This is a genomic window from Glutamicibacter sp. NPDC087673 (assembly GCF_044743255.1).
Taxonomy (GTDB): Bacteria; Actinomycetota; Actinomycetes; order Actinomycetales; family Micrococcaceae; genus Glutamicibacter.
On record NZ_JBIUWB010000006.1, the window covers coordinates 97,842 to 110,631 of the forward strand.

Genomic DNA, 12,790 nt, shown 5'->3' on the forward strand with positions numbered 1-12,790 from the left:
TTCCCGGCGGAGCATTTGTGTCCACAAGAATCCGTATCAAGATGCAAACGTCTAGGAATCGACCTTGATTGTAGGCGAGGTGAGGTCGTTCACATGTAAGATCGGGGGTAATCATCGATGTGATGCCTGGACGGTTCCCGCATGCTGCGCACCAGTTGCGCTTCATAACCAGGCTTCCGCGCTATCGGTGGGAATCACTCGCAAGGGAACTTTGAAAGGAACTTCAATGAAGAGCTTCACCGCCATGAAATTCGCTGCCATCGCAGCAGCTGGCGCACTGGCCCTGACCGCCTGCGGCGGCAGTGGCGAGCAGGGCACCGCGGAGGGCGGCGACGAGGCCGTCAAGATCGGCATCTCCCAGTTCGTCTCGCACCCTTCGCTGGACGCAGTGGTCACCGGCTTCAAGGCAGGCATGGAAGAAGCCGGCTACACCGGCGAGAAGATCAGCTACGACGAGAACAACGCCGAAACCGATCAGGCTACCAACACCTCGATTGCCGGCAAGCTCGCCGCTGATTCGGATATCGACCTGGTGCTGGCAATTGCTACCCCATCGGCCCAGGCTGCGGCGCAGGCGATTACCAAGGTTCCGGTGCTCTTCTCCGCTGTGACCGACCCGGTTGATGCCAAGCTGGTCGCCTCCAATGAAGCTCCGGGCGCGAATGTCACCGGCACGTCGGACATGAACCCGGTCGACGAGCAGCTGCAGTTGCTCAAGGACCTGGTGCCCGATGCCAAGAAGGTCGGCATTGTCTACTCCTCGGGTGAAGCCAACTCCGCAGTCCAGGTGAAGATGGCCAAGGAAGCAGCCAAGGGCCTGGGTCTGACCATTGAAGAAGCCGCAGTCTCGGCGTCCAGCGAAGTCCAGCAGGCCGCCAGCTCGCTGGATGTCGACGCGTACTACGTTCCGACTGACAACGCTGTCGTTTCCGCCCTGGAAGGCCTGCTGCAGGTTGCCGAGAAGAACGGCGTGCCGGTCATTTCGGCTGACGGCGAGTCCGTCAAGCGCGGCGCTACCGCAACCTACGGCATCAACTACGAGAAGCTGGGCGCGCAGACCGCTGCCATGGCCGTGAAGCTGCTCAAGGGCGAGGCCGAGCCGGCAACCCTGCCGGTGGAGACCATCTCCGAGGTCGATCTCTACCTGAATGAAGATGCCGCCAAGAAGGCAGGCATCGAATTCACCGACGAGATGAAGTCCGAAGCCGTAGAGGTCTACTAAGCCCCGGCAACAACTTACCGACGCAAGGCGAGGCGCATAACCTGGTGCCTCGCCTTTCGTCGTGATTACCTGCAAAACTTACAACTCAAGGATCCACACATGATCACAGCGGTTGAACTCGGCCTGATTTACGCCATCATGGCGCTCGGGGTGTACCTGACCTTCCGTATCCTGGACTTTCCCGACCTGACTGTCGACGGCAGCTTCACCACCGGTGCCGCCGTCGCCTCGGTGGGCATCGTGAACGGGATGAATCCCTGGCTGGCCACCGTGCTGGCCTTCTTCGCCGGCATGGTTGCCGGTGTCATTACCGGCCTGCTGCATACCAAGGGCAAGATCGACGGCCTGCTCGCCGGCATCCTGACCATGATCGCGCTGTACTCGATCAACCTGCGCATCATGGGCAAGGCCAACACCCCCTTGCTGGGGGAGGAGACCCTGATCAGCCCGATGCGCGTCTCGGGCCTGCTCGGCTCATGGGCGTCGGTGGCCATCCTCTTTGCCGTCTGCCTGGTCTTCGTGGCAGCGATCGTCTGGTTCCTGCACACCGAGCTGGGCATGGCCATGCGGGCCACCGGCGACAACCAGGAAATGATCCGTTCCTTCGGCGTGAGCACCGACAACCAGAAGATCCTGGGCCTGGCGCTGTCCAACGGCCTGGTGGCGCTGTCCGGTGCGGTCATCGCCCAGTACCAGGGCTTCGCCGATATCGGCATGGGCATCGGCCTGATCCTGATCGGCCTGGCCTCGGTCATCGTCGGCCAGGCGATCTTCACCCAGCGCTATATCTGGCTGGCCGCCATCGCGGTGGTCTTCGGCGCAGTGATCTACCGCCTGGTGATCCAGATGGCCCTGTCGGCAGGTCTGGAGGTCAACGACATGAAGCTGATCTCCGCGGTCCTCGTCGTCGTCGCCCTGCTGCTGCCGAAGTGGAAGGGCTTCCAGAAGATCATCAAGAACTTCAAGCGCACCCCAGCAGCAGTTGAAACCAAGGAAGAGGTTCGCACCAATGCTTGAAATCAAGAACCTGTCGCGCACGTTCTTCCCGGGAACTGTCAACGAGCGCAAGGCGCTGCGCAACATCAACCTGAACCTGTCGGACGGTGAATTCGTCACCGTCATCGGCTCCAACGGCGCCGGCAAGTCCACCGTGCTGAATATGGTTGCAGGCAAGCTGCAGCCCGATGCCGGTTCGGTGTCCATCGCGGGGAAGAACGTCACCAGGATGGCCGACTACACCCGCGCCAAGTACATCGGCCGGGTATTCCAGGACCCGATGGCCGGCACTGCGCCGACCATGTCCATCGAGGAGAACATGGCTCTGGCCTACGCCCGCGGCCGTTTCCGCGGCCTGGGCCTGGGCGTAGGCTCCAAGCGGCGCGAGCTGTTCGTCGAGGAACTCAAGAGCCTGGAACTCGGTTTGGAAGGCCGCTTGAAGACCAAGGTGGGCCTGCTCTCGGGCGGCCAGCGCCAGGCGCTGAGCTTGCTGATGGCCACCTTCTCCAAGCCCAAGATCCTGCTGCTCGATGAGCACACCGCGGCCCTGGATCCGCAGCGTGCCGCGCTGGTCTCGCGCCTGACCAAGGAAATTGTCGAACGCCACCAGCTGACCACGTTGATGGTGACGCACAATATGGAACAGGCGTTGCAGCTGGGCACCCGGCTGATCATGATGCACGACGGGCAGATCATCCTGGACCTGGACCAGGAAGAGAAGTCCAAGATGACCGTCAAGGGCCTGCTGGAGGAATTCAGCAAGATCAAGGGCGCACAGCTCGATGACAAGACCATGCTGCAGTAGCAGCTGGCCAGTATCCGTGCAGGCTCCGCACCCGATGGGTGCGGGGCCTGTCGGGTTTAAGTCAGCGGTTTGCGCAGGCGGTGCTCGACGCGTCCCGAGCTCCGGTCGATGACTTGCTGTCCTGTCCATTGGTACCCGCAACGGCGATAGAGCGCCTCGGCACATGCATTGCTGGCGATAAGCAGACTGGACATGGCTGGGGCAGTGACCAGCAGGATGGATCAGTTCTACACCTGTCGGCCTGCCTGCGCTGTCAAGATCCTAGTTCACGAGGTACGGCATGCTAGAAGACTCGATTTCTGCCGTTTCAACTGCTAGCTCATGAGAGAGCGCGACATGCGCGGCCGCAGCTCTGGCATCGTAGGTGGCATTAATGGGTTTACTCATGCAGCTGATCTTCGATACTCAATATGAATTTGAGAAATATTCATGCAGTTAAAGATGCATTGCTATAAACCTGCCTAGGATTAACACCTTCTGCGAAACGAATGGTGGACTATTGAGAACCCGTAGCGCGTACATAGCTGCAGCGACAGGAGTCGTCGGTCTGGCTCTCATCACTGGATTGCTGTCGGGTTGCTCTTTGACTGGGAAATACTCCGATGAAACCTGCGATGGCCACAAACCCGTCAGCTCGTTAGAGCAGGCGGGCACGGAATTGGTAGTTGCTGCGTATGCTGGCGATCGCACTGGAGTTTGCCGGGTTACTTCGCCATTTCCAGGAGGAAACTTGGATGACGAGATGGTCAGCCAGACTCGGCAGATTCTAGAGAACCACGGCATTACACCTGAAAATGTGTCGGTCGTGGTTGGAGAGCAGTTTGGAAGCGCAGTATCCGTTCACCTGACTGACGGTAACCAGTATGCTCGGCACTCACTGTGGGTCGGTGGCCATAGTATCCGTGAGGAAGGATTCACTATAGGGCTACCGGAGGAACTGTATCCTGCTGCGCCCGAGCATCCGGCATCCCAGTCATCCACGGTTGATCCCTAAGCTTTGCAATTCTAGTGATTCAGGATTCTTGGCATCCGGGTATCTCGTAAGCGCGATACAAAGCGAAATTTCCCCGGCTATTGCTCTAAGTGGAGCTTTGGTTCCCTCTCGGCAATGCCGGTTAGGCTTTCGCCGAATCATTAGCGCGGACAGTCAGCTGCCGCGCGATGTCTTTAGGCTTTTCGCCTAGTGTCCAAATGAAACATCGGAAACGCCTGTTTATTCTTCATTCGTGGCATAAACAGTGACCCAGACTCCCACCGGCACTTTGAATTCGAGCTGTACCTCATTGGTGTTGATTTGATGTGCCGGGGTAGAAAGGCTCGTATATATTTCTGAATTCGAATCGCAACCACTCGCACCGGTTTTTGATCCACCTAGCAGGATAATCTCCCAAGGGGACGTTGCATCACATGAAATTATGAAGCCAACTGAATCAAATCCTCCGGGAAGATCCCCGAGGCGCAGAGTGGTCGAGCCCACGGAATGAGTTTCATTGAGAATCTTGAAGGAGTCTTCGCTCTGGGCGAGGAATTCGGCATGCTTCTTTAGGGGATCTGGCGATTCCGAGGTGCTGCCCGACGTATCTGACGAAGGAATCTCTCCAAGCGCTGTCTCAGGGGAAGTCGAAGGGCTGCATGAAGACAGTGCCAAAGCAATCACAGAAGCAAGTGAAATGATTCCAAAGAGGCGTTTCGTCATGTGTCAAGATTATCTTTTAGCGGGATAAAATCAAGAGTTCATGAGAGTACTTCGATTTCCCGCGTTTTCGCTCGGGTAGTTTGCCGAGGAACTCTTGAATGGTAGCGATGCGAATTCAGTGTCGAGTGGATGGAGTATCGCTCTTTCCATCAAGCGGTGGGCAGTTAGCGGCCGCGGGCAATTTGATGCGGGTATCGCCATCTCGGATTGGTGACGAGCCCGGTCCATGCCGGCAGTAGTTCCCGAATAGGCCGGTCGGGTCGACTCCGAGATCCCCTATGTGCAGTTCTGGATTTGAAGCAAGGTCGCCGAGCGGTCCCAGAGTTGCTTCGCTAGTACCTCATCATGGATCAGCGGGTTGACCTTCGATGCGATCTTTCCCGACTCGTAGTAGGCGCCCGGTTCGAATTGCACGCCAGGCTTCGCCTCCGCAAGCCAGACGAGCTGGTCGGCACCCTTGGTCGAGTCGACCGTGAAGAAGCGCCTAAGCGGACCGTGGTAAAGGAACTTCAATAACCCCTTGGAGTCCGAGGCGAAACTGGTGCCAACGATCCCGGGGTGGAACGCCACGGCGTTAATCCCGGAACCGCCAAAGCGCCGCTGTAATTCCGAGGTGAACAGAATGTTCGCCAACTTTGCATTGCCGTAGGCGGCCCTCGGTGAGTAGCTGTTTTCGCCCTGTAGGTCCGCAATGTCGAATTTGGCCATGAGACGCGCAGCCATGCTGGCGGTCTGAATGACCGTGGCACCCGAATCGATTAGTCGTTGCAACAACAGATTCGTGAGCAGGAAGGGCGCTAGATGATTGACTTGGAAAGTCTTTTCGAATCCATCCACGGTCAGTTCGCGCTCTGCCTTGATCCCGCCGGCATTATTAGCCAGCACATCAATTCGGGGATACTTCTGGAGCAACTGCGTGGCCAGGCCGCGTACCTGTGCGAGCTGGCTGAAGTCTGCCACGAAATAGCTGGCGCCTAGCTCATGGGCGATGGCCTGGGTTTTGGTTTGCGACCGACCGACAACGACAATCTGGTGCCCCTGTCGTGACAGTTCTCGGGCCGATGCGGCCCCGATCCCGTCGCTGGCTCCGGTAATGAGAATGGTTTTTTTCATGGTGCCCTTAAGCGCTTGTTGGTTTATCCGAGTTTAGGGCCTAGCCGAAGCTAAAGGTTGTGGCGACGGGGAAGCTGCCAGAAAATGCTGACAGGAGATTGTTCGCGGCCTCGCGCGAGCTGCGGCGTGAGAAGAAGAGCGAAAAAAAGCAGGCCCTGGTAACCAGGACCTGCAATTTAGGTGGTGCCCCTGAAAGGAATCGAACCTTCGGCCTTCTGCTCCGGAGGCAGACGCTCTATCCACTGAGCTACAGAGGCGTGTTGCTGGGCAACAGGAAAAATACTATCAGGTCGTCACTTGATCTGCGCAATTCCAGCACCTTGGCACGCATGTGTTGCAAAAGTCACCGGGTCGGGCCAGTCTCACAGTCGATGCAAGTCATGAATGCTGAAGAAGCACGGCAATTGCCGGTATTCTTGAACGGTGACTCCTGAAGAACTCTCCGCAGCAATATCCGCATGCCTCACCGAAGCCGTAGCCGCCGGCGAAATCTCCGTCGAGGTGCCAGAGACCGTACGCGTGGACCGCCCGAAAAGCCGTGAACACGGCGACTGGGCAACCAACATCGCGCTGCAGCTGGGCAAGAAGGCCGGCATGGCCCCGCGCGACTTCGCCCAGATCCTGGCCACCCGACTTGCTTCGGTCCCAGGAGTCGGCGCCGTGGACATCGCAGGTCCCGGCTTCCTGAACATCACCCTCGAAGCCGGCGCTGCCGGCGAGCTGGCCCGCACCATCGTCGAGGCGGGTTCCGCCTACGGCAGCAACGAGGCCCTGGCCGGCCACGTGGTCAACATGGAATTCGTTTCCGCGAACCCCACCGGCCCGCTGCACATCGGCCACACCCGCTGGGCCGCGCTGGGAGATGCCATCTCCCGCGTGCTGCGCGCTTCGGGCGCTTCGGTGACCAGCGAGTACTACATCAACGATGCCGGCAACCAGATGAACGTCTTCGCCCGTTCGGTGTACAACCGCATCCACGGCCTGCCAGTGCCAGAGGGCGGCTACCCGGGCGAATACATCAAGGAACTGGGCGACGCCGTCCTGGCCCAAGCCCCGCAGCTGCGCGAGCTGGACGAAGCAGAAGCAATTCCTGCCCTGCGCGACGCCGCCTACAAGGCGCAGCTCGAAGACATCAAGTCCACCCTGGCCGACTTCGGCGTCAGCTTCGACGTGTTCTTCTCCGAAACCACCTTGCATGAGGGCGGTGCGGTGGCTGACGCCGTGGCCCGCCTGCGCGAACAGGGCCACATCTTCGATCTGGAGGGCGCGGTTTGGCTGCGCACTACCGACTTCGGCGATGACAAGGACCGCGTGCTGATCCGCGCCAACGGCGAGCCGACCTACTTCGCCGCCGATGCCGCCTACTACCTGTCCAAGAAGGACCGCGGCTTCGAAGAGAAGATCTACCTGCTGGGCGCCGACCATCACGGCTACGTCAACCGCCTGAAGGCGATCGCCGCCTGCGCGGGAGATGACAAGGACAAGAACATCGAGGTGCTGATCGGCCAGCTGATCTCTGTCAACGGAGCCAAGCTGTCCAAGCGCGCGGGCAACATCATCGAGCTGCGCGATTTGATCAACTGGATCGGCGCCGACGCGCTGCGCTACTCGCTGGCCCGTTTCCCGGCTGATTCGCCGATCGCGCTGGACCCCGAGCAGCTGAAGAAGAACACCAATGACAACCCGGTGTTCTACGTCCAGTACGCCCACGCCCGTTCGTGCGCCGCGGCCCGCAATGCCGCCGCCAAGGGCGTGACCCGTGACGGCTTCGATGCCGCGCTGCTGACCGACCCGACCGAAAGCGAGCTGCTGGCCGTGCTCGGCCAGTTCCCGTCGGTGGTTGCCGGTGCCGCAGAATTCCGCGAACCGCACCGCATTGCCCGTTACCTGGAGCAGGTCGCCGGCGCGTACCACTCGTGGTACGCCGCAACCCGCATCACCCCGGTGGGCGAAGGCGAAGCGGTCGCGCCGGTGCACGGCACCCGGCTGTGGCTGAACGACGCCGCCACCACCGTTTTGGCAAATGGATTGGAACTGCTGGGCGTTTCCGCCCCAGAGAGGATGTAAGACCTTATGGCCGTATCGCCGCTAGCCCCGCAATGGCTGCAATTCCCGGAAAACATCAACGCACTTCGACAGATCGAGTGGGCTTCGGGGGTTTCCCGCGAGGTTGGCGGCGAACTGTCCATCCAGGGCCTTCCCGTCTCCCAGCTGGCCGCCGAGTTCGGCACCCCGCTGTTCGTGCTCGACGAGAACGACTTCCGCGCCCGCGCCCGGGGTTTCAAGACCGCCTTCGACGACGCGTTCAGGCAGCTGTGCGGGGGAGTCGACGTCTACTACGCCGGCAAGGCGTTCTTGTGCACCGAGGTGGCCCGCTGGGTGACCGACGAGGGCCTGCGCCTGGATACCTGCTCCGGGGGCGAACTGGCCGTGGCCAACGCCGCCAAGGTGCCCGCTGCCAACCTCTCGCTGCACGGGAACAACAAGTCGGCTGCCGAGATCACCCGCGCCATCGAAATGGGCGTCGGGCGCCTGGTCATCGACTCGCTGGACGAGCTGGACCGGGTGATTTCGATCGCCGACGCCATGGGCCAGAGCGCGCAGGTCATGCTGCGCATTACCCCCGGCGTGCACGCCTCCACCCATGAGGCCATCGCCACCGCGCACGAGGACCAGAAGTTCGGGCTGTCCATCCTGGACGATGCCTCCTGCACTTCTCCTGCGCTGCGTGCGGTCGCCCAGGCGATCGAGGCGCAGAACATCAACCTGCTGGGCCTGCACGCCCACATCGGTTCGCAGATCTTCGAGGCCGAAGGCTTCGCAATGGTCGCCCGCACCATGCTCGGCCTGCTGGCCAAGATCCGCTCGATCCATGGTGTTTCCCTGCCCGAACTGGATCTGGGCGGCGGCTACGGCATTGCCTACACCTCCGAGGACCACCCCTCCACCCCGGCCAAGCTGGCCGGCCAGATGGCCGAAGTGGTCTCGGCGACCTGCGCCGAACTCGAGCTGGAATGCCCGCGCATTTCCATCGAGCCGGGCCGCGCCATCGCCGGCCCGAGCACCTTCACCCTCTACGAGGCCGGCGTGCGCAAGGACGTCCAGGTGGAAGACGAGGCCGGAGCCCTGCACCCGCGTCGCTACCTTTCGGTGGACGGCGGGATGAGCGACAATCCGCGCCCGGTGCTCTACGACGCGCAATATACCGCCGTGCTGGCTAGCCGTATGACGCAAAACGACGCAATTATTTCTCGTGTAGTTGGGAAACATTGCGAGTCAGGTGACATAGTCGTGAAGGACGTTTACCTGCCCGATGACGTGGCGGCCGGCGATTTGATCGCCGTTCCGGCCACCGGCGCCTACTGCTGGGCGCTGTCGAGCAACTACAACTACCTCACCCGCCCCGCGGTGGTAGCGGTACGCGATGGCCAAGCCCGTCTGATCGTGCGCAGGGAAACGGAAACAGACTTGTTGGCCCGTGACATGGGAGTTTAATTGAGCGGCGAAAAGAACCTGAAGGTAGCCCTGCTGGGTTGCGGCACGGTCGGAGCCCAAGTGGCCCGGATCCTGCTGGAAGATGCAAACGAACTGGCTGCCCGCTCGGGCGCCGGCCTGCAGCTGATCGGCATTGCCGTGCGCAACCCGGATGCCAAGCGCGATGCAGTGCTGCCCCAGGAGCTTTTCACCACCGACGCCCACGGGCTGATCGCCCAGGCCGATGTGGTCATCGAACTGCTCGGCGGCATGGAGCCGGCCGGCGAATACATCGCCGCCGCCCTTGCCAAGGGTGCCAGCGTCATCACCGGCAACAAGGCGCTGATTGCGCTCAAGGGCGCCGAACTGAACGCGATCGCTGCCGGCAACGGCGCCCAGCTGCGCTACGAGGCCGCGGTGGCCGGGGCCATCCCGATCCTGCGCCCGATTGCTGACTCGCTGGCCGGGGACCACATCACCAAGGTGATGGGCATCGTCAACGGCACCACCAACTTCATCCTCGACGCCATGGACACCACCGGTGCCGCGTTCGACGACGTGCTGGCCGAAGCCCAGGCGCTGGGCTACGCGGAAGCCGATCCAACCGCCGACGTGGGCGGGCACGATGCCGCCGCGAAGGCCGCGATCCTGGCCTCGCTGGCCTTCCACACCACCGTGTCCTCGGACCAGGTCTGGACCCAGGGCATCACCGAAGTCAGCGCCGCCGATGTCGCGGCCGCGGCCGCCGCCGGCTACGTGATCAAGCTGCTGGCCATCGCCGAGCAGGCCGAAGCCGGGATTTCGGTGCGCGTCTACCCGGCCCTGGTGCGCCGCAGCCACCCGCTGGCTACCGTGCATGGCGCGTTCAACGCCGTGTTCGTCGAAGCGCAGAACGCCGGCGACCTGATGTTCTACGGGGCTGGAGCCGGTGGCAACCCGACCGCGTCGGCGGTCATGGGCGACGTCGTTGCCGTGGCCCGCCAGATCGCTGCCGGAGCCCCGCTGCCCAACGGCTCGGTTAACCAGGCGCCACGGATGCTGGACTTCGAGGCCATCGACACCCGCTACTGGATTGGCCTGTCGGTCAAGGACCAGTCCGGCGTGCTGGCCGCCATCGCCACCGTCTTCGGCGAGCACGGGGTTTCCATCGAGTCGATGAGCCAGCAGGTGGACGCCGAAGCCGGCGCGCAGCTGCGCATCCTGACCCACCAGGGCACCGAAGCGGCCCTGGCCAGCACCGTCGAGGCGCTGACCGCGCTGGACGCGGTGCACTCTGTTCTATCCGTTATGCGAGTTGAAGGAAACTAACGTGGCTCACCAGTGGCGCGGAGTGATCCGCGAATATGCCGATCGCCTGCCAGTAGACGAAAACACCAAGGTCATCACCCTGGGCGAGGGCGGCACCCCGCTGGTCTACGCCCCGGCGCTGTCGGCGCAGACCGGCAACGAGGTGTACCTGAAGGTCGAGGGCATGAACCCGACCGGTTCCTTCAAGGACCGCGGCATGACCATGGCGATGACCGCAGCGGTGGCTGCCGGCGCCAAGGCCGTGGTGTGCGCCTCCACCGGCAACACCTCCGCTTCGGCCGCCGCCTACGCTACCCAGGCCGGGCTGAAGTGCGCGGTGCTGGTGCCGGATGGCAAGATCTCCATGGGCAAGATGTCCCAGGCGATCGCCCACGGTGCGGACATCATCCAGATCGACGGCAACTTCGACAACTGCCTGGAAGTGGCGCGCAAGCTCAGCGAGAACTACCCGGTGTTCCTGGTGAATTCGGTGAACCCGGCCCGCATCCAGGGCCAGAAGACCGGCGCCTTCGAGGTCGTCGACTTCTTGGGCGACGCCCCGGATTACCACCTGCTGCCGGTAGGCAACGCGGGCAACATCACCGCGTACTGGAAGGGCTACAAGGAGTATTCCTCCAAGTGGACCAATGAGGCGGGCAAGGTGCTGGAGCCGGTGTCCACCAAGAACCCGGTCATGTGGGGCTTCCAGGCCGCCGGGGCCGCCCCGATCGTGGCCGGCCACCCGATCACCGAACCGGATACCATTGCCACCGCCATCCGCATCGGCAATCCGGCATCCTGGGAACAGGCCGAAGCCGCCCGCGATGAGTCCGGCGGGCAGATCGACTCGGTCACCGACGAGCAGATCCTCGAAGCCCACCGCTGGCTTTCCAGCCGCGAAGGCGTCTTCGTGGAGCCAGCTTCGGCAGCCGGCGTGGCCGGCCTGCTCAAGCACCACGCCGCCGGCACTGCGCCGACCGGCAAGAAGATCGTGATCACCGTGACCGGCCACGGCCTGAAGGACCCGGACTGGGCCCTGAAGCAGGCCGACGGCTCGGAAGTTGCGCCGAAGAAGGTGGCCTTCGACGTGGTCGAGGTCGCCGGCGCGCTGGGCCTGGCCTAGCAGCTTTTCGCCGGCCAGCCGCCGGCAGCACGACGGCCCGCCGCGTCATTGGCTCTCCCGGACTGGGGGAGCCAATCGCGGCGGGCCGTTGCGCACCTGATACCTATCGCACCGAATTCTTGAAGGAACCATGACGCAGCAGATCGCCCTGGGCCAGAAGTTGATCGTTTCCCCGCCGGCCACCTCAGCCAACCTCGGTCCTGGCTTCGATTCGCTGGGCCTGGCCCTGGAATACCGCGACCGCCTCGAAGTGCGCACCGCGCAGTCCAGCAGTGTCGAGATTTTCGGCGATGGGGCGCAGGAGCTGCCACGCGATGAGTCGCATCTGATCATCAAGGAAATGCACCGCTACTGGAAAGACGCCGGTTTTGAACCGGTAGGCGTCCAGCTGGTGGCGCATAACAACATCCCGCACGCGCGCGGCATGGGATCCTCGGCCGCGGCGATTGTCGCAGCCTACGCCGCCGCCGATGCGCTGCTTCCAGCCCAAGCCCGTGGCGGGACCGAGCGGATCTTCCAGTCGGCTGCAGCGTGGGAAGGGCACCCGGACAATGTGGCTCCGGCGGTCTTTGGCGGGCTGAGCATCTCTGCCACCGATGCCGCCGGCAGCTTCAGCTCGGTGCAGGTGCCCCTGCACCCGGACCTGCGCGCAGTGCTGGCGATCCCGTCCAACGGTTTGTCCACCGAGGTCGCGCGCGGCGCGCTGCCTGAACGGGTCGACCACGCGGTAGCCGCGGCGAACAGCGCGAGCGCCGCGCTGCTGATCCATGCGCTGAGCAACGATCCGCGCCAGCTGCTGGGCGGCACCAAGGACTACCTGCACCAGGACTATCGCGCCGCGGCCATGCCCGAAAGCGCGGCGCTGATTGCCAAGCTGCGCGGTGCAGGCCTGGCCGCAGTGGTTTCCGGTGCCGGACCGACCGTGTTGACCCTGGTGGCCAGCGATGAACAGGTCGCTGCCGTGCAAGCGGCCATCGATGAATTCTCTGCAGGATCTCCAGTGTCTTGGCGTGCTGAAGTTCCCAAGCTGGCCGCCAACGGTGTTACAGTAGAAGTGCTGTAACACCATGGCAG

At 62.4% G+C, this 12,790-nt stretch carries 11 protein-coding genes and 1 tRNA gene; 8 read left to right on the forward strand and 4 right to left on the reverse strand.

The window, feature by feature from the left end; genetic code table 11:
• Nucleotides 1-226 precede the first annotated feature (226 nt).
• The 3 genes from ACIOTL_RS14740 to ACIOTL_RS14750 all read left to right on the forward strand — a co-directional run bounded on the left by ACIOTL_RS14740 (nt 227) and on the right by ACIOTL_RS14750 (nt 3,023).
• Complete coding sequence (locus ACIOTL_RS14740) at nt 227-1,222, forward strand: ABC transporter substrate-binding protein (RefSeq protein ID WP_105658395.1); 996 nt, start codon at nt 227-229, stop codon at nt 1,220-1,222.
• Between the two features lie 99 nt (nt 1,223-1,321).
• Nucleotides 1,322-2,239 (forward strand): ABC transporter permease, encoded by a 918-nt coding sequence (locus ACIOTL_RS14745; protein ID WP_105658396.1) that lies wholly within the window; start codon nt 1,322-1,324, stop codon nt 2,237-2,239.
• Entirely contained in the window at nt 2,232-3,023 is a 792-nt protein-coding gene (locus ACIOTL_RS14750) for an ABC transporter ATP-binding protein (RefSeq protein ID WP_133834474.1), read from the forward strand. The genes ACIOTL_RS14745 and ACIOTL_RS14750 overlap by 8 nt, the downstream gene beginning before the upstream one ends.
• 261 nt (nt 3,024-3,284) lie before the next feature.
• Here ACIOTL_RS14750 and ACIOTL_RS14755 read toward each other — a convergent pair whose 3' ends face one another.
• The 4 genes from ACIOTL_RS14755 to ACIOTL_RS14770 all read right to left on the reverse strand — a co-directional run bounded on the left by ACIOTL_RS14755 (nt 3,285) and on the right by ACIOTL_RS14770 (nt 6,089).
• A complete protein-coding gene (locus ACIOTL_RS14755) occupies nt 3,285-3,410 on the reverse strand; it encodes a hypothetical protein (RefSeq protein WP_286134315.1) in 126 nt (41 codons plus the stop codon).
• A gap of 826 nt (nt 3,411-4,236) precedes the next feature.
• Entirely contained in the window at nt 4,237-4,719 is a 483-nt protein-coding gene (locus ACIOTL_RS14760) for a hypothetical protein (RefSeq protein WP_146112314.1), read from the reverse strand.
• A gap of 276 nt (nt 4,720-4,995) precedes the next feature.
• On the reverse strand, nt 4,996-5,832 hold the full coding sequence (locus tag ACIOTL_RS14765; protein WP_332487232.1) for an SDR family NAD(P)-dependent oxidoreductase: 837 nt from the start codon (nt 5,830-5,832) through the stop codon (nt 4,996-4,998).
• A gap of 181 nt (nt 5,833-6,013) precedes the next feature.
• Nucleotides 6,014-6,089: transfer RNA gene (locus ACIOTL_RS14770), tRNA-Arg, on the reverse strand.
• Nucleotides 6,090-6,255: 166 nt separating this feature from the next.
• Here ACIOTL_RS14770 and argS point away from each other — a divergent pair.
• From argS to thrB, 5 genes are all read left to right on the forward strand, one after another.
• Nucleotides 6,256-7,899: an arginine--tRNA ligase gene (gene argS, locus ACIOTL_RS14775; protein ID WP_400343276.1), complete on the forward strand. Its 1,644-nt coding sequence runs from the start codon at nt 6,256-6,258 to the stop codon at nt 7,897-7,899.
• A 6-nt stretch (nt 7,900-7,905) separates the two neighbouring features.
• On the forward strand, nt 7,906-9,327 hold the full coding sequence (lysA, locus tag ACIOTL_RS14780; protein WP_400343278.1) for a diaminopimelate decarboxylase: 1,422 nt from the start codon (nt 7,906-7,908) through the stop codon (nt 9,325-9,327).
• Nucleotides 9,328-10,614, forward strand: coding sequence for a homoserine dehydrogenase (locus tag ACIOTL_RS14785; RefSeq protein WP_105662581.1), 1,287 nt, complete (start codon nt 9,328-9,330; stop codon nt 10,612-10,614).
• Nucleotide 10,615: 1 nt separating this feature from the next.
• Nucleotides 10,616-11,716, forward strand: a complete 1,101-nt coding sequence (thrC, locus tag ACIOTL_RS14790) for a threonine synthase (RefSeq protein ID WP_400343280.1) — start codon at nt 10,616-10,618, stop codon at nt 11,714-11,716.
• Nucleotides 11,717-11,846: 130 nt separating this feature from the next.
• Nucleotides 11,847-12,779, forward strand: coding sequence for a homoserine kinase (gene thrB / locus ACIOTL_RS14795; RefSeq protein ID WP_400343282.1), 933 nt, complete (start codon nt 11,847-11,849; stop codon nt 12,777-12,779).
• Nucleotides 12,780-12,790: the final 11 nt, after the last annotated feature.

Coding starts and splice junctions, on each gene's coding strand:
- ACIOTL_RS14740 (WP_105658395.1), top strand. CDS start 227: ATGAAGAGCTTCACCGCCATGAAATTCGCTGCCATCGCAGCAGCTGGC.
- ACIOTL_RS14745 (WP_105658396.1), top strand. CDS start 1,322: ATGATCACAGCGGTTGAACTCGGCCTGATTTACGCCATCATGGCGCTC.
- ACIOTL_RS14750 (WP_133834474.1), top strand. CDS start 2,232: ATGCTTGAAATCAAGAACCTGTCGCGCACGTTCTTCCCGGGAACTGTC.
- ACIOTL_RS14755 (WP_286134315.1), bottom strand. CDS start 3,410: ATGAGTAAACCCATTAATGCCACCTACGATGCCAGAGCTGCGGCCGCG.
- ACIOTL_RS14760 (WP_146112314.1), bottom strand. CDS start 4,719: ATGACGAAACGCCTCTTTGGAATCATTTCACTTGCTTCTGTGATTGCT.
- ACIOTL_RS14765 (WP_332487232.1), bottom strand. CDS start 5,832: ATGAAAAAAACCATTCTCATTACCGGAGCCAGCGACGGGATCGGGGCC.
- lysA (WP_400343278.1), top strand. CDS start 7,906: ATGGCCGTATCGCCGCTAGCCCCGCAATGGCTGCAATTCCCGGAAAAC.
- thrB (WP_400343282.1), top strand. CDS start 11,847: ATGACGCAGCAGATCGCCCTGGGCCAGAAGTTGATCGTTTCCCCGCCG.